This window comes from Rhodococcus sp. NPDC055112, assembly GCF_053607505.1.
Genome location: NZ_JBSGTR010000089.1, coordinates 1 through 15,560, shown reverse-complemented (window position 1 = coordinate 15,560; position 15,560 = coordinate 1). Strand labels below are relative to the sequence as shown.

Annotated in this window: 14 protein-coding genes; 5 read left to right on the top strand and 9 right to left on the bottom strand. The window is 67.5% G+C overall.

Annotated features, from left to right (window positions below; translation table 11 throughout):
• Nucleotides 1-144 precede the first annotated feature (144 nt).
• From ACWFRB_RS25135 to hsaA, 5 genes are all read right to left on the bottom strand, one after another.
• Nucleotides 145-933, bottom strand: a complete 789-nt coding sequence (locus ACWFRB_RS25135; RefSeq protein WP_452643943.1) for a hypothetical protein — start codon at nt 931-933, stop codon at nt 145-147.
• A gap of 160 nt (nt 934-1,093) precedes the next feature.
• The gene (gene hsaB / locus ACWFRB_RS25130) at nt 1,094-1,675 is read right to left on the bottom strand and encodes a 3-hydroxy-9,10-secoandrosta-1,3,5(10)-triene-9,17-dione monooxygenase reductase subunit (RefSeq protein WP_452643942.1); all 582 of its coding nucleotides are present in this window, start codon (nt 1,673-1,675) and stop codon (nt 1,094-1,096) included.
• On the bottom strand, nt 1,675-2,574 hold the full coding sequence (hsaC, locus tag ACWFRB_RS25125) for an iron-dependent extradiol dioxygenase HsaC (RefSeq protein WP_072754083.1): 900 nt from the start codon (nt 2,572-2,574) through the stop codon (nt 1,675-1,677). Before hsaC ends, hsaB begins: the two co-directional genes overlap by 1 nt.
• Complete coding sequence (hsaD, locus tag ACWFRB_RS25120) at nt 2,574-3,455, bottom strand: 4,5:9,10-diseco-3-hydroxy-5,9,17-trioxoandrosta-1(10),2-diene-4-oate hydrolase (RefSeq protein WP_452643941.1); 882 nt, start codon at nt 3,453-3,455, stop codon at nt 2,574-2,576. The genes hsaC and hsaD overlap by 1 nt, the downstream gene beginning before the upstream one ends.
• An 11-nt stretch (nt 3,456-3,466) precedes the next feature.
• Complete coding sequence (gene hsaA / locus ACWFRB_RS25115; RefSeq protein WP_452643940.1) at nt 3,467-4,642, bottom strand: 3-hydroxy-9,10-secoandrosta-1,3,5(10)-triene-9,17-dione monooxygenase oxygenase subunit; 1,176 nt, start codon at nt 4,640-4,642, stop codon at nt 3,467-3,469.
• Between the two features lie 199 nt (nt 4,643-4,841).
• Between hsaA and ACWFRB_RS25110 the strand changes: the two genes are divergently transcribed.
• Entirely contained in the window at nt 4,842-6,023 is a 1,182-nt protein-coding gene (locus tag ACWFRB_RS25110; protein ID WP_452643939.1) for a Rieske 2Fe-2S domain-containing protein, read from the top strand.
• A gap of 1 nt (nt 6,024) precedes the next feature.
• Nucleotides 6,025-6,357 (top strand): hypothetical protein, encoded by a 333-nt coding sequence (locus ACWFRB_RS25105; protein ID WP_452643938.1) that lies wholly within the window; start codon nt 6,025-6,027, stop codon nt 6,355-6,357.
• A gap of 63 nt (nt 6,358-6,420) precedes the next feature.
• Here ACWFRB_RS25105 and dmpG read toward each other — a convergent pair whose 3' ends face one another.
• From dmpG to ACWFRB_RS25085, 4 genes are read right to left on the bottom strand one after another with little or no spacing between them, the layout of a single operon-like run.
• On the bottom strand, nt 6,421-7,473 hold the full coding sequence (gene dmpG, locus ACWFRB_RS25100) for a 4-hydroxy-2-oxovalerate aldolase (RefSeq protein WP_452643944.1): 1,053 nt from the start codon (nt 7,471-7,473) through the stop codon (nt 6,421-6,423).
• A 5-nt stretch (nt 7,474-7,478) separates the two neighbouring features.
• Nucleotides 7,479-8,381 carry an acetaldehyde dehydrogenase (acetylating) gene (locus ACWFRB_RS25095; protein WP_452643937.1) on the bottom strand — a complete coding sequence of 301 codons (903 nt, stop codon included), beginning with the start codon at nt 8,379-8,381 and terminating at the stop codon, nt 7,479-7,481.
• A 9-nt stretch (nt 8,382-8,390) separates the two neighbouring features.
• The gene (locus tag ACWFRB_RS25090; RefSeq protein WP_452643936.1) at nt 8,391-9,176 is read right to left on the bottom strand and encodes a 2-keto-4-pentenoate hydratase; all 786 of its coding nucleotides are present in this window, start codon (nt 9,174-9,176) and stop codon (nt 8,391-8,393) included.
• Nucleotides 9,177-9,206: 30 nt separating this feature from the next.
• Nucleotides 9,207-10,802, bottom strand: coding sequence for an FAD-binding protein (locus ACWFRB_RS25085; protein WP_452643935.1), 1,596 nt, complete (start codon nt 10,800-10,802; stop codon nt 9,207-9,209).
• Nucleotides 10,803-10,928: 126 nt separating this feature from the next.
• On the opposite strand from ACWFRB_RS25085, the gene kstD reads away from it, so the two are divergent.
• The 3 genes from kstD (at nt 10,929) to ACWFRB_RS25070 (ending at nt 15,409) form a co-directional block, all read left to right on the top strand.
• A complete protein-coding gene (gene kstD, locus ACWFRB_RS25080; protein ID WP_452643934.1) occupies nt 10,929-12,653 on the top strand; it encodes a 3-oxosteroid 1-dehydrogenase in 1,725 nt (574 codons plus the stop codon).
• A 12-nt stretch (nt 12,654-12,665) separates the two neighbouring features.
• Nucleotides 12,666-13,526: a MaoC/PaaZ C-terminal domain-containing protein gene (locus tag ACWFRB_RS25075; RefSeq protein WP_452643933.1), complete on the top strand. Its 861-nt coding sequence runs from the start codon at nt 12,666-12,668 to the stop codon at nt 13,524-13,526.
• Nucleotides 13,527-13,633: 107 nt separating this feature from the next.
• Nucleotides 13,634-15,409: a cholesterol oxidase substrate-binding domain-containing protein gene (locus tag ACWFRB_RS25070; RefSeq protein WP_452643932.1), complete on the top strand. Its 1,776-nt coding sequence runs from the start codon at nt 13,634-13,636 to the stop codon at nt 15,407-15,409.
• Nucleotides 15,410-15,560: the final 151 nt, after the last annotated feature.

Here is a 15,560-nt window from a genome sequence, read left to right as displayed (position 1 = left end):
TCTCGGCCAACCCGAGGCCCGGCGCGGCCATTTGCGCGTATTCCCGGGCCCGCGGGGGGGGGCCCCGGTTCGCCCCCCCCGCCGCCGGCTTGGACGCCGCGGGGGGCCCCCGCGTCTGCGGGTCGGACACGCGACCCTGCGAGGTCAGCCCGCCCGGATGACGAAGGTGTCGTTGACGAAGCGCTCGGCGCGACCGGAGAAGGCGATACCGTTCGCGCTGTTCCCGCCGAGAATCCGGTGCACCGCCGTGCCCTCCGGCGCAGTCACGGTCCCTACGCCCGCCGCGGGGCGGTCGATCGTCATGTTCGCGTTCGTGGTGACCACGTAGTGGCCCTGCGCATCCCGCGTCCACAACTTGTACACGACTCCCGGGTTCGGTACCCGCACCTCGTCGGGAAGCAGTGACGGCGTCAACTCTGCCGTGGCCGCGGTCGGCGCGAGTTCACCGCCTGCAGTCGCCGAGGCAAGCCTGCCGAGCTGATCGGGCACGCCGAGGTCGAGGGTGATGTCCACGAGCTCGCTGCGATAGCCGAGCCCCGACTTGAACTCGGACAGCAACTCGTTCGTGTCCAACTGCGAGATCATGTAGATGTTCTCGGCGACGGCCTCACCCAGGCGCGGCGACGCGATCGGCCGCGGTGGCTCGACCGACAGCGCGGCTTCGGACAGATGGAATCGGCCGATCTCGGTTCCGTTCACGTCTGCACCCGCGCAGGTCGAGGTCTCGACCAGCATCGTGGGCATCGCGGCGAGGGCGAACCCGGCCGGGAGCACCGCCCGTGCCCTCTCGGCCTGCCCCGGGTCGAGCGGGATCGTGACACCCAGGTTGGCACACGACCGTGCCTCCACGACCCCGACATGCGTCGCACCCGCTGCGGCCGGATCGGCAGCGGCGGGTGCGACGAGGATCAGGGGAAGGGCGAGCGCACCCATCGCACTCCGTGCCAACGCCTGTCGTCCACGGGACACGTGCACCGCGTTCCGCCTCTCTGTCATGAGAACCCTGAGGCCAGAAGTCCTCGGTGGTTGCAGTCGAAAACGACTGAAGGGCACCTCCCCTCAGAGGTGCCCTTCAGTCTTGTTCAGTGGTGCCCTACAGCCAGGTGTCCTCGGTCGTCGCGGTGAGGAACGCCTCGAGGTCGTCGCGCCAGGGCGCGGGGACCGTCTTATCCGGCTCAATGCCGGTGTACTGCCCACGGTAGAACAGCAGTGGACGCTCGGTCTTGATCTCACTCATCGAGTGCACCCGACCGAACACCACGAAGTGGTCGCCGCCGTCGTGCACGGTCTCCACCGTGCAGTCGATGTGTGCGAGCGACCTGTCGATGATCGGAGACCCGAGAGGCGACGCCTCCCAGCCGATTCCGGCGAACTTGTCCGGTTCGCGAGATCCGAACCGGGCACACACCGCCTGCTGCTCCTCCGCGAGCACATTGACGCAGAACTTGCCGCTGCGCTCGATCGCCGCCCAGGACCGCGACGCCTTGGTCGGGCAGAACAGCACCAGCGGCGGATCCAGCGACAGCGCCGCGAACGACTGGCACGCGAAGCCGACCGGCTCGCCGTCGTCGATCGTCGTGATGATCGTGACGCCGGTGCAGAACTGACCGAGCACGGTACGGAACTGACGCGGATCGATCTCCGCGCCAGTCGTCGACTCCTGAGGCGCCGTCACTACTTCATTCCCACCGTGAAGTCGTGACCCCACAGGCTCACCGCGGTGCTCTCCCGAGCGATCCAGCTTTCATCCTCGACTTCGAGCCCCTCGCAACCGAATTCGATGTCAAAGCCACCCGGCGTCTTCATGTAGAACGAGAGCATCAGGTCGTTGACGTGCCTGCCGAGGCTGGCCGACATCTTGACCTTCTTGCGCTGCGCGCGATCCAGGCAGAGTCCGACGTCGTCGGAGTTCTCCACCTCGACCATCAGATGCACGATGCCGGTCGGGTTCGGCAGCGGCAGGAACGCCAGGCTGTGGTGGCGCGGGTTGCAGCCGAGGAACCGGAGCCAGGCCGGATCGCCGTCTGCGGGCCGCCCGACCATCTGCGGAGGCAGACGCATCGAGTCGCGCAGCTTGAACCCGAGCACGTCGCGGTAGAACCGCAGCGAGGCCTCGTCGTCGTCCGTGGTGAGCACGACGTGTCCGAGTCCCTGCTCGCCGGTGACGAACTTGTGCCCGTACGGGCTCACGATCCGGCGGTGCTCGAGCGCCGCGCCGTGGAAGGCCTCGAGCGTGTTGCCCGAGGTGTCCTCGAAGACGATCAGCTCGGCGACCCGACGGTCCGCGATCTGGTCGGCGGTGCCCTCCTTGAACGGCACGCCGGCCTCGGCCAGGCTGTCCCGGATCTCCTGCAGCTCGGCCGCGTTGGCCGTCTCCCAGCCGGAGACCATCAGGCGGTCACGCTCACCCGGCACGATCACCAGGCGGGCCGGGAAGTCGTCCATGCGGAGGTAGAGGGCGTCGGGATTGGTGCCCTTGCCCTCGATCATGCCGAGGACCTTGAGTCCGTACTCGCGCCAGGCCGCCATGTCGGTGGCCTCGATGCGCATGTACGCGAGCGAACGAATACCCATCAGTTACCTCCGTCGAGAAGGAAATCACTTGCCAGACGGTTGAACTCGTCGAACTTCTCGAGCTGCGCCCAGTGGCCGCAGCCACCGAACACGTGCAGCTGCACGCGCGGGATCATCTTCGTCGCCACCAGAGCGCCGTCGATGGGGTTCACCCGGTCCTCGCGGCCCCAGATCAGCAGCACCCGCTGGCGCAGCTTGTGCGCGTCGCGCCAGAGCATGCCCTTCTCGAAATCGGCGCTGGCGAAGGACTTGCCCATCGCCTTCGCGGCCGCCAGCGACTCCGGGGTGCTCGCCGCGGCGAACCGCTCCTCGACCAGCTCGGGGGTGATGAGCGACTGGTCGAACACCATGATCCGAAGGAAGGCCTCGAGGTTTTCCTTCGTCGGCTGGAAGCTGAACTTGCCGAGGTTCTTCACGCCCTCGGTCGGGTCCGGCGCGAACAGGTTGACGCTCAGCCCGCCGGGGCCCATCAGCACCAGCCGGCCCGCGCGGTCCGGGAAGTCGAGCGCGAAGCGCACGGCCGCGCCGCCGCCGAGCGAGTTGCCCAGCAGGTGCACCCGCCCGGTGATCTCGAGGGTGTCGAGCAGGTCCTTGAGCGCGGAGGAGCTGTGCACGAAGTACTGCGGGTGCTCGGTCGGCTTGTCCGAGAGCCCGTAGCCGGGCTGGTCCACCGCGAGCACGTGGAACTTCTCGGCCAGCACGGGGATGTTCTTGGAGAAGTTCGACCAGGAGGAGGCGCCGGGTCCGCCGCCGTGCAGCAGCACGATCGTCGGGCCGTTGCCGACGCCTGCCTCGTGGTAGTGCAGCTTGAGGTCCGGACGGACCTGGGCGAACTTCGAGGTCGACTCGTAGGTGATCTCGGCCTGTTCTGTCGTCGTCACGATGCCCCGCCTCAGACCATCGTGTCGGTGAGCGGCAGACCGAACTCGGCACCACCGAACATGACGTAGGCGCGCTCGGCATCGTTGGCGGCATGCACGCGACCTGCGTGCGCGTCACGCCAGAAGCGCTGGATCGGAGTGCCGTTCGCGAGAGCGGTTGCACCGGAGTTCTCGAAGAGCAGGTCGATCGACGCGATGGCACGGCCGGTGGCACGCACCTGGTCGCGGCGGGCCCGCAGGCGCAGCTCGATCGGCACCTCTTCGCCTGCCAGCAGCAGCGCGTACTCGTCGGCGACGTTCCCGGAGAGCTGGCGCCAGGCGGCATCGATGTCGCTGGAGGCCTCGGCGATCCGGACCTTGGCGAACGGGTCGTCCTTGGCCTTCTCACCGGCGTAGGCCGCGCGGACGCGCTTGCCCTGGTGCTCGACGTGGGCGTCGTAGGCGCCGTACGCCATGCCGACGATCGGGGTCGAGATGGTGGTGGGGTGGATGGTGCCCCACGGCATCTTGTAGACCGGCGCGGTGTTCTGCGCGAGGCCAGGCGCGGTGAGATCGCTCATCGCCTTGAAGCTGAGGAAGCGGTGCCGCGGCACGAACACGTCCTTGACGACGATCGTGTTGCTGCCGGTGCCGCGCAGGCCGACCACGTTCCACACGTCGTCGATCTGGTAGTCCTCGCGGGGGATCAGGAAGCTGCCGAAGTCGACCGGGCGGCCGTCCTTGATCACCGGTCCGCCGACGACGACCCAGCTGGCGTGGTCACAGCCCGAGGACCATGCCCACGCGCCGTTGACCTTGTAGCCACCGTCGACGACCTCGCCCGCACCCATCGGCGCGTACGACGAGGAGATCCGCACGTCGGAGTCCTGGCCCCACACGTCCTCCTGCGCCTGCTGATCGAACAGCGCGAGGTGCCAGTTGTGGACGCCGATGATGCCGGAGACCCAGCCGGTGGACCCACACGCGCTCGCGATGTTGCGAACAGCGGTGTAGAAGGTGACGGGATCAGCCTCGAAGCCGCCCCACTGCGCCGGCTGCAGGAGTCGGAAGAAGCCGGCCTCCTGGAGCCCCTTGATCGAGTCGTCGGGAATGCGACGCAGATCCTCGGTCTCCTGTGCGCGCTCGCGCAGGGTCGGCAGAAGCTCGTTCAGCTTCTCGATCACCGCGCGGCTGTCGTGCTCACCCACTGGTACTCCCTCATGTGTCGTGCGTCTCGGTGCTTCACTTTCACCTGAGACTAGAACACGTTCCCATTCGTGTCGAGCAGAATGGGTTCCACTGGGACGAAAGTCCCTGACTGCGACTACTAGCGCCAATATCTAGCAAAACTGGCACAAGTTCTATAACGTGTTCTAGTACAAGAACGAAGGGATGTGAGGGGCAAAGATGACGCAGAGTAGCGGCGCATCCGGCAAGGGCATTCGCGAGATCGACGTGGGAGCCAACCCGACGCGATTCGCCCGCGGGTGGCATTGCATCGGCCTGGAGAGCGAGTTCCTGGACGGCAAGCCGCACGCGGTCGAGGCGTTCGGCACCAAGCTCGTCGTCTTTGCCGACAGCCAGAACAAGCTGCAGGTGCTCGACGCGTACTGCCGGCACATGGGCGGCGACCTGAGCGAGGGCACCATCAAGGGTGACTCCGTCGCCTGCCCGTTCCACGACTGGCGCTGGGGCGGCAACGGCAAGTGCACGGGCATCCCCTACGCCCGCCGCGTCCCGCCGTTGGCACGTACCCGCAAGTGGATCACGCTGCAGGAGAACAAGCAGCTGTTCATCTGGAACGACCCCGAGGGCAACCCGCCTCCCGAGGGCGTGACGATCCCGCACCTGCCCGAGGTGTTCACCGACGAGTGGACCGACTGGCGCTGGAACCGGATCCTCGTCGAGGGATCGAACTGCCGCGAGATCGTCGACAACGTGGTGGACATGGCGCACTTCTTCTACGTGCACTTCGGGTTCCCGAAGTACTTCAAGAACGTCTTCGAGGGCCACGTCGCGACCCAGTACCTGCAGAACCACGGCCGTCCGGACGTGCAGAGCATGGGTACCCAGTACGGCGAGTCGGTGCTGGACTCCGAGGCCTCGTACTTCGGCCCGTCGTACATGATCAACTGGCTGCACAACGACTACAGCGGGTACAAGGCAGAGAGCGTCCTGATCAACTGCCACTACCCGGTCACGCAGGACTCGTTCGTGCTGATGTACGGCGTGAGTGTGCAGAAGCCCAAGGGCCTGGACGACGCCACCACCGAGAAGATCTCACGCAAGTTCACCGAGGGCGTGACGATGGGCTTCGAGCAGGACGTCGCGATCTGGAGGAGCAAGAGCAAGATCGACAACCCGCTGCTCTGCGAGGAGGACGGGCCTGTTTACCAGCTCCGCCGCTGGTACGAGCAGTTCTATGTCGATGTCGCCGACGTCGAGGACAAGATGACGCAGCGCTTCGAATTCGAGATCGACACCACCAAGGCCGTGGAGGCCTGGCAGCGTGAGGTCGACGAGAACCTGGCCCGTCAGGCCGAGGAGAAGGCCGCGGCACAGGCCGCCGACAACAAGACGGGAGTGTGAGATGACCTCGACCTGGGCCAAGGCCCCTGACTTCGCCGACAGCCCGGCCCGGGTCGAGGCCGTCCGCGCGCAGACCGCCATCGACCTGCAGACGTACCTCGAGGACGGCCTGCAGGAGGTGGAGTGCCGCGCCTGCGGCACCTGCGTCCTCGTTCGAAAGAACAGCTTCAAGCACACCAGCATCCAGTGGCAGGCCGATCCGGCGCAGGTGTGTCCGGAATTCACCGGCTCCGGTGGGCGAACCGGGTCTCAGCAGACCTGTCCGCGGATGCTGAGCAGCATCGAACACGCGGTCATGGAGGGCATCCTCGAGGTGCGCGACACCGACGCGTAGCGGACAACCGAACAAGGAAAGGGGCGCGCATCCATCCGGATGCGCGCCCCTTCTCGTATCTGTCTAGCCGGCTGCGGCTTCCCGCTGCAGCTCGAGGGCGATGTCGATCAGCTGGTCTTCCTGGCCGCCGACCAGCTTGCGCTTGCCCGCGCGCACCAGCAGCTCGGCCGCGGAGACGCCGTACCGCTCGGCCTGACGCTCGGCGTGCTTGAGGAAGCTGGAGTAGACCCCCGCGTAACCCATCATCAGGGCCTGCCGGTCGAGCAGGCACTCGGCGGGCATCGCCGGACGGACCACGTCTTCCGCGGCGTCGGCGATCGAGAAGAAGTCGATGCCGGTCTTGACGCCGATCTTGTCGCAGACGCCGACGAACGCCTCCACCGGCGCGTTGCCCGCGCCCGCGCCGAAGCGACGGGTGCTGCCATCGATCTGCTTGGCGCCCGCGCGGACCGCGGCGATCGAGTTCGCGACGCCGAGACCGAGGTTCTCGTGGCCGTGGAAACCGACCTGGGCATCGTTGCCGAGCTCGGACACCAACGCCTCGATGCGCTCGGACACCTGCTCCAGCACGAGTGCGCCCGCGGAGTCGACCACGTACACACACTGGCAGCCGGCGTCGGCCATGATCCGGGCCTGCTGCGCCAGCTTCTCCGGGATCGTCGAGTGCGCCATCATCAGGAACCCGACGGTCTCGAGGCCGCGCTCGCGGGCCAGGCCGAAGTGCTGGATCGAGACGTCCGCCTCGGTGCAGTGGGTGGCGATGCGGCAGATCGAGGCCCCGTTGCCCTGCGCCTCGATGATGTCCTCCTTGATGCCCAGTCCTGGCAGCATCAGGAAGGCGATCTTCGCCTGCTTCGCGGTCTCCACCGCGATCGTGATCAGTTCCTGCTCGGGGGTCTTGGAGAAGCCGTAGTTGAAGGAGGACCCGCCGAGGCCGTCGCCGTGGGTGACCTCGATGACCGGCACGCCGGACGCATCGAGGGCGCCGACGATCGCCCGCACCTCGTCACCGGTGAACTGGTGCCGCTTGTGGTGCGAGCCGTCTCGCAACGAGGTGTCGGTGACCCGTACGTCCCACGCCGAGTCGAAATGAACGGTGCTGTCGATCGGTGCCATCGCGTTCACGCCCTCACCCTGAGAAGCTTCTGGGCGATCTCCTCGCCCACCTTGGTCGCCGCCGCCGTCATGATGTCGAGGTTGCCCGCGTACGGCGGCAGGAAGTCGCCTGCACCCTCGACCTCGACGAAGGTCGTGACGGTCGCATAACCGCCCGACACCACGCTCGGCTCGTTGAACTGAGGCTCGTTGAGCAGCCGGTACCCGGGCACGTACTGCTGGATGTCCGCCACCACGCGGTGGATGGAGTCGGTGATCGCGGCGTGGTCCGCGTCCTCGGGGATGGCACAGAAGATCGTGTCGCGCATGATCATCGGCGGATCGGCCGGGTTCAGGATGATGATCGCCTTGCCCTTGCGGGCACCGCCGATGACCTCGATGCCGCGGCTGGTGGTCTTGGTGAACTCGTCGATGTTGGCGCGGGTGCCCGGTCCCGCGGACAGGGACGCCACCGACGCGACGATCTCCGCGTACGCGACGTCGACCACGCGGGAGACCGCGTACACGATCGGGATGGTCGCCTGGCCGCCGCAGGTGATCATGTTGACGTTAGGGGCATCGAGGTGCTCGCGCAGATTGGCGGGCGGAACGACCGCGGGCCCGATGGCCGCGGGGGTGAGGTCGATCGCGCGGATGCCCGCTTCCTGGTAGCGCGGCGCGGCGTCGCGGTGCACGTAGGCCGACGTCGCCTCGAACACCAGGTCCGGCTTCTCGGCCTGGTTCAGCAGCCAGTCGACACCCTCCGCGGAGGTCTCGAGGCCCATCGCGCACGCCCGCGCGAGGCCCTCGCTCTGTGGATCGATGCCGATCATCCAGCGCGGTTCGAGCCACTCGGATCGCTGCAGCTTGTAGAGGAGATCGGTGCTGATGTTGCCCGACCCGACGATCGCCACACTTGCCTTGGTCATGGGTGTCTCCTACTTGAACTGTAGAGAAACGGAACCGAGCCCGCTGAACTCGGCGTGGAACCTGTCTCCCGGGCGGACATCGAAGGCCCGGGTGCACGACCCCGGAAGCACGATGTCGCCCGCCTTCAGCTGCACCCCGAAGCCCTCGACCTCCTGAGCGAGCCAGGCCACGCCTGCCGCGGGGTTACCGAGGACGGCATCGCTGCAGCCCTCCGCGACCAACTCGTCGTTGCGCATGAGGGTGGCCTGAATGGAGGTGAGGTCGATGTCGCCCGGCCGGACGCGCTGGGCACCGATCGCGTGGCCGGCGTACGAGGCGTTGTCCGCGATCGTGTCGCAGATGCCGATCTTCCACTCCTTGATCCGGGTGTCGATCAGCTCGATTGACGGCACCACGAACTCCGTAGCGGCGATCACGTCATCGACGGTGCACCCCGCGCCCGGCAGATCCGCCCCCAGGATGAAGGAGACCTCGACCTCCACTCGCGGCAACAGGAAGCGCGAGGTGTCCACCGGCTCACCCTCACGCAGTTCCCGGTCGTCGAACAGGTGGCCGTAGTCGGGCTCGTCGACGCCCATCATCTCGCGCATCGCGGCCGCGGTCAGGCCGACCTTGTGCCCGACCACGCGGGCACCCTCCGCCACCCGGCGGCGGATGTTGATCAGCTGGATCTCGTAGGCGTCAACGACGTCCAGGTCCGGGTACTGCGCCGACAACGGATCGATCGCTGCTCGCCCCTTTTCTGCAGTATCGAGACGATCCGCGATCTGGGTGCGCATCTCGGACGAGAGCATCATTGATTCCTTTCGTCGGTACCTGGAGAACTAGGCGGAGCCCCTTTGTACGGCATGCGCGCCAGCCCTGCGGCCGGAAAAGATGCAATCGGCGAGCGAGAGTCCGCTGACGTACGAGTTCGAGCAGATCCCCACCGCGGTACGGCCCGCCGCGTACAGACCCGGGATGGCTGCGCCCGCAGTCGAGGTGACCTCACCGGTCCCCTCGTCCACGACCAGGCCACCGAGGGTGAGCATCGGCAGCGGGTTGGTCAGGCTCTTCTTCAGCGACACGTCGAACAGCGAGAACGGCGCCGTCCGCACCGGCCGCACGAAGTCCGCGGGCTTGCCCATCGGGTCCGCCTCGCCCGCCGCGGCCGCGTCGTTGTGCGCCGCGACCGTCGCCGCCAGCCCGGCCGCGTCGATCCCGACCTTGGCCGCAACCTCGTCGAGGGTGTTCCCCGTGACCCCCTCGCCGCGAAGCAGGGTCTCCGCCTGGACACGCTGGAACCACATGGTCTGGGTGCCGAGCTGCGAGCGCGCCTCCTTCACCAGGTCGGCGTCGGCCAGCAGCCACCCCTGCCCGGAGTTCTCGGCAATCATCGCGTGGCCAAGCGCGGCCCCGTACCGGGACTCGTCGACCATCCGGTTGCCCTTCTCGTTCACGAGCACCGAACTGAGGAAGGCACTGGGCGGGACGATGAAACGCCAGGCCGAGATGTTGGAGAGCTTGTCGGTCGCCGCGCCGACCGCGGTTCCCATCTGGATTCCGCTGCCGTCGTCGCCCGCTGTGCCGAGCGCAAGACCGCCGCGATACTGCGGCGCGTGTTCCGCGACGAGTTCGCGGTTCGCGATGAACCCGCCCGCGCTGAGCACCACACCGGAACGGGCCTGGATACGGATCGGCTTGGCGTACCGCGCCTCCATCTTCTCGATCTGCTTCTGCAGGATCTTGCGCATCGGCGGGTAGTAGATGCCCGGCTTGGCGGAAAGGGAGGTCAGCGCGGTGTACCGCGCGCGCACCTGCTTGGGCGCGCCGCGGAGGCTCAGGCACTGGACGCCGACCACGGTCCCAGTGTCGTCCATGATCAGCTCCGTCGCACGGGATTGCTGTTCCAGGCGGACGCCATTCGCCAGCGCGGAGGCGATCAGGGGCCCGTAGAGCATCTTGCCGGAGGTGCCCTTGCCCTTGGCTCGGTGACCGCGGGGTGCGGGCTTCGCGATGTCGCGGAAGCCGCCCGCCGCCTCGCTACCCGAGTAGTACAGGTAGTGACGGTTGCTCGGGTACGACGTCTTGTACGGACACAGCGAGGCCTCGAACGGCACCCCGTGGCCGGACAACCAGTCGATCATCGAGGGGCTCTCGTCGCAGAACTTGCGCAGCGTCTCCTCGCTGACGGCGTCCCCGACCTCGCGGCTGAGGTAGGCGAACATCGCGTCCGAGCTGTCGGCGACCCCGGCCTGCTTCTGGACCCACGTCCCGCCGCCTGCATAGACGATGCCGCCCGAGATGGTGCTGGCCCCGCCGCCGCTGTAGCGGTCGAGCGCGATCACATCCGCACCTGCCGCGACGGCCTCGAGAGCGGCGGAAACACCCGCGACGCCCACCCCGACTACAACGACATCCGCGGAAAGGTCCCAGGACACCGCGCACCACCTTCCGTACACCTGCAACGTGTTTTCGTTTGGTTCCGGTTGTCAAGACCCAGTTCGGCAATACTTCCTGGCAGAAAGCATGGACTGAGACCCACCTGATTCTATAACGTGTTCTACATGAGCAAGCAGGAATACGACATCGTCGTTGTCGGTAGCGGCGCGGCGGGCATGACCGCGGCCCTGACCGCCGCCCACCAGGGTTTGAGCGTCGTCATCGTCGAGAAGGCCGCCCATTACGGCGGCTCCACCGCCAGGTCCGGTGGCGGCGTCTGGATCCCCAACAACGAGGTGCTCGAGGCCGACGGCGTCACCGACACCCGCGAGGCAGCGCGCGAGTACCTGCACAGCATCATCGGCGACGTCGTCGCGGCCGAGCGCATCGACACCTACCTCGACCGTGGGCCGGAAATGCTCTCGTTCGTGATGAAGAACAGCGCACTGAAGCTGCAGTGGGTGCCCGGCTACTCGGACTACTACCCCGAGGCCCCCGGCGGACGTCTCGGCGGACGCTCGGTGGAGCCGTCGCCCTTCGACGGCAACCATCTCGGCGACGACCGCAAGAACCTAGAGCCGGATTACGTCAAGGCCCCCAAGAACTTCGTCATCACGCAGGCCGACTACAAGTGGCTGAACCTGTTGATGCGCAACCGCCGTGGACCCATCCGCGCGATGAAGGTCGGTATGCGATTCCTGGCCGCCAAGGCCACCGGCAAGGACCTGCTGGTCCGCGGGCAGGCTCTGGTCGCGGGCATGCGCATCGGCCTGCGTGACGCGGGCGTGCCGATCCTGCTGAACACCCCGCTGACCGAGCTGTACACGGAGGACGGCGCCGTCCGCGGCGTGAAGGTGCTCGTCGACGGCGAGGAGCAGGTCATCCGCGCCAAGCACGGCGTCGTGCTTGGCTCCGGCGGGTTCGAGCACAACGAGGAGATGCGCAAGCAGTACCAGCGCGCCCCGATCACCACCGAGTGGACGGTTGGCGCCAAGGCGAACACCGGCGACGGCATCCTGGCGGGCCAGAACGTCGGTGCCGCAGTGGACTTCATGGACGACGCCTGGTGGGGTCCGTCCATCCCGCTGACCGGCGGCCCGTGGTTCGCCCTGTCCGAGCGCACCCTGCCCGGCTCGATGATGGTCAACACCGCGGGCAAGCGCTTCGGCAACGAGGCCGCCCCGTACGTCGAGGCCACCCACATGATGTACGGCGGCAAGTACGGCCAGGGCGAGGGCCCGGGCGAGAACATCCCGACCTGGATGATCCTGGACCAGCGCTACCGCAACCGCTACACCTTCGCCGGCATCACGCCGCGCTCCCCCTTCCCCGGTCGCTGGCTCAAGGCCGGCGTGGTGGTCAAGGCGGGCACCATCACCGAACTCGCCGAGAAGACCGGGCTGCCCGTCGACGCCCTCACCGAGACGGTCGAGCGCTTCAACGGGTTCGCGCGCAACGGCAAGGACGAGGACTTCGGTCGCGGTGACAGCGGATACGACGCCTACTACGGCGACCCGCGCCTGAAGAACCCGAGCCTCGGGGAGATCAGCAAGGCCCCCTTCTACGCGATCAAGATGGTGCCGGGCGACCTCGGCACCAAGGGCGGCATCTGCACCGACACCGAGGGCCGCGCCCTGCGCGAGGACGGCACCGTGATCGAGGGCCTCTACGCGGCGGGCAACGCCAGCGCCCCCGTGATGGGCCACACCTACGCGGGTCCCGGCGCGACCATCGGTCCCGCGATGACATTCGCGTACCTCGCGGTCCTGGACATCGCCGAAAAGGCGAAGTCGGGCACCGAGTCCGCCTCCGGCGTGAGCGCCGAATCCGCCACCGCCACTTCGAACTGACAGGAAGCCACGTTGCCCATCGACCCCGACATCGCGATCGGCGCCGAGCTGCCCACCCAGGAGTTCTCCTGGACCAGCTCGGACGTGCAGCTCTACCACCTCGGCATCGGAGCGGGCGCACGTCCGCTCGACGCCAAGGAGCTGCGTTACCTCGAGGACGGCAAGCCGCAGGTGCTGCCGACCTTCGCCACCGTGGTGGCCAACTTCCACGCCACCGAGGCACCGAAGGTGTCCTTCCCCGGCGTGGAGATCGACCTCGCCAAGGTCGTGCACGGCAGCCAGGAAGTGACCGTGCACCAACCGATTCCGGCCGAGGGACGTGCCCGCACCACGACCCGGATCTCCGAGGTGTGGGACAAGGGCAAGGCCGCCGTCATCGTCCAGGAGTCCACCACCACGGACCTGGACGGGAATCCGCTGTGGACCTCGCGCTCGTCGATCTTCGCGCGCGGTGAGGGCGGCTTCGGCGGCGAGCGCGGCCCGTCGGAGTCCGTCGCGCTGCCCGACCGGTCCCCCGACTTCGAGGTCGAGGCGCCGATCCTGCCGCAGCAGGCGTTGCTGTACCGGATGTGCGGTGACCGGAACCCGCTGCACTCGGATCCCCAATTCGCCAGCGCGGCGGGGTTCCCTGCGCCTATCCTGCATGGACTGTGCACGTACGGAATGGTCTGCAAGGCCGCTGTCGATGCCGCGTTGGACGCTGACACATCGAAGGTGAAGGGCTACAAGGCCCGCTTCGCCGGGGTGGTCTACCCGGGCGAGACCCTCAAGATCCGGATCTGGAAAGAAGCCGGCCAGTTGCTCATCTCGGCAAGCGTTCTCGAGCGCAGCGACTCGCCCGCCCTGGCAGATGTGGTCCTCACGCTCGCCTGATCCAGCAAGCACGACAGAGCGGTCGGCCGTACCCAGCACGGCCGACCGCTCTACCCGACTTCAACGAACACAACTCCCCCTCTCTCACACACGACTGGAGTAAACGCATGCCGGAATCGAACGATAAGCGTCTCGGCTTATCCAGGCGGGGATTCCTCGCTGCAGGGGCGGGGGCCCTGGCAGCGACGGCGGCGGGCGCGTGGACGCCCGTCTACGCCATCCCGCTCGGCTCATCGGGCTCGGCAGGCGGCTCGGGTTCGCTGGGCGGGCCGACGCTCCCCGCACCGCCGAGCTTCCCGGACGGCATCGAACTCGCGCAGCAGGCGTACCAGAACTGGTCCAAGGAGATCATGCTGGACTCCGTCTGGACCTGTCACCCGAAGTCGCCCGACGACGTCGTCCGCCTTGCGAACTGGGCGCACGACAACGGGTACAAGATTCGTCCGCGCGGCGCCATGCACGGCTGGACCCCGCTGACCGTCGTCAAGGGCGCGCCCGTCGACAAGGTCATCCTGGTCGACACGATCAAGCACCTCAACGGCGTGTCGGTCAACGCGGGCGGCTCCCCGGCGACCGTCACCGCGGGCCCGGGCGCCACCCTTGACGCGATCACCACCGCGCTGCAGGCGCAGGGGCTCGGCTTCGCCAACCTCCCCGCTCCTGGCGTGCTGACCATCGCGGGCTCCCTTGCCGTGGATGCGCACGGCGCCGCCCTGCCCGCCAACGGACAGGCCACCGCTCCCGGCCACACCTACGGCTCGCTGAGCAACCTGGTGACCTCGCTGACCGCGGTGGTCTGGGACGGCTCCAAGTACGCGCAGAAGACCTACTCCCGCAACGATCCTCAGATCAAGCCCCTCCTGACCAACCTCGGTCGCACCTTCCTCACCTCGGTGACGCTCCAGGCTGGCCCGAACTTCCGGATGCGGTGCCAGAGCTACACCGACATCAAGTGGACCGAGATGTTCGGCGCCAAGGGCGCATCGGGTCGCACCTTCGAGAGCTACGTCGCCTCCAACGGCGGCGTCGAGGCCATCTGGTACCCGTTCACCGACAAGCCGTGGCTCAAGGTGTGGTCGGTTGCGCCCACCAAGCCCGCCGGGTCGCACGAGGTCACCGGCCCGTACAACTACCCGTTCTCGGACAACCTGCCCGAGGCGGTCACCGACCTTCTCGGACAGATGAACTCGGGCCTCCCCGGCATCGCACCGGCGTTCGGCAACATCATGTACACGACCACGGTCGCCGGGCTCGCCGCGACCAACGCCAACGACATCTGGGGCTGGTCGAAGGACATCCAGTTCTACATCAAGGCCACCACCCTCCGCCTGACCGAGGGTGGCGGCGCGGTCATCACCAACCGCGCCAACATCGGTCAGGTCATCCACGACTTCACCCACTGGTTCAACGAGCGCATCGAGTTCTACAAGGCGAAGGGCCAGTACCCGCTCAACGGTCCCGTCGAGATCCGCTGCTGCGGGCTCGACCAGGCCGCGGACGTCAAGGTCCCCTCGGCAGGCGCTCCGACCATCTCCGCGATGCGTCCGCGCCCGGACCACCCCGAGTGGGACACCGCCATCTGGCTGAACGTGCTCGGCGTCCCGGGTACCCCCGGCATGTTCGAGTTCTACCGCGAGATGGAGCAGTGGATGCGCTCGCACTACACGGGCAACGACTACACCTTCCGCCCCGAGTGGTCGAAGGGCTGGGCGTTCGGCGCGGACCCGTACACCGACGGCGGAATCATCAGCGGCGCCCTGCCGCAGAGCTACCGCGACGGCGTGCCCGCGAGCGACAACTGGGACACCGCACGGGCGGCCTTCAACACTCTCGACCCGCACCGGATCTACAGCAACTCCTTCATGGATCAGCTGCTGCCGTAGCGCACAGATCCCCGTTCCACCGACGCCGGTGGTGCCCGCGAACCCCCGCGGGCACCACCCGCGTTAGCGGTGCCCCACCCCCGAAACAGAACCAACCCCGGACCCCCCGGCATCCTGGGTGGTTAGCCCCAGGACCCGTCGGCCACGCCGC

What these genes read in the sequence shown, in the direction of transcription:
- ACWFRB_RS25135 (WP_452643943.1), bottom strand. Translation starts at nt 933, where the DNA reads ATGGGTGCGCTCGCCCTTCCCCTGATCCTCGTCGCACCCGCCGCTGCC.
- hsaC (WP_072754083.1), bottom strand. Translation starts at nt 2,574, where the DNA reads ATGGGTATTCGTTCGCTCGCGTACATGCGCATCGAGGCCACCGACATG.
- ACWFRB_RS25110 (WP_452643939.1), top strand. Translation starts at nt 4,842, where the DNA reads ATGACGCAGAGTAGCGGCGCATCCGGCAAGGGCATTCGCGAGATCGAC.
- ACWFRB_RS25105 (WP_452643938.1), top strand. Translation starts at nt 6,025, where the DNA reads ATGACCTCGACCTGGGCCAAGGCCCCTGACTTCGCCGACAGCCCGGCC.
- dmpG (WP_452643944.1), bottom strand. Translation starts at nt 7,473, where the DNA reads ATGGCACCGATCGACAGCACCGTTCATTTCGACTCGGCGTGGGACGTA.
- ACWFRB_RS25095 (WP_452643937.1), bottom strand. Translation starts at nt 8,381, where the DNA reads ATGACCAAGGCAAGTGTGGCGATCGTCGGGTCGGGCAACATCAGCACC.
- ACWFRB_RS25090 (WP_452643936.1), bottom strand. Translation starts at nt 9,176, where the DNA reads ATGCTCTCGTCCGAGATGCGCACCCAGATCGCGGATCGTCTCGATACT.
- kstD (WP_452643934.1), top strand. Translation starts at nt 10,929, where the DNA reads ATGAGCAAGCAGGAATACGACATCGTCGTTGTCGGTAGCGGCGCGGCG.
- ACWFRB_RS25070 (WP_452643932.1), top strand. Translation starts at nt 13,634, where the DNA reads ATGCCGGAATCGAACGATAAGCGTCTCGGCTTATCCAGGCGGGGATTC.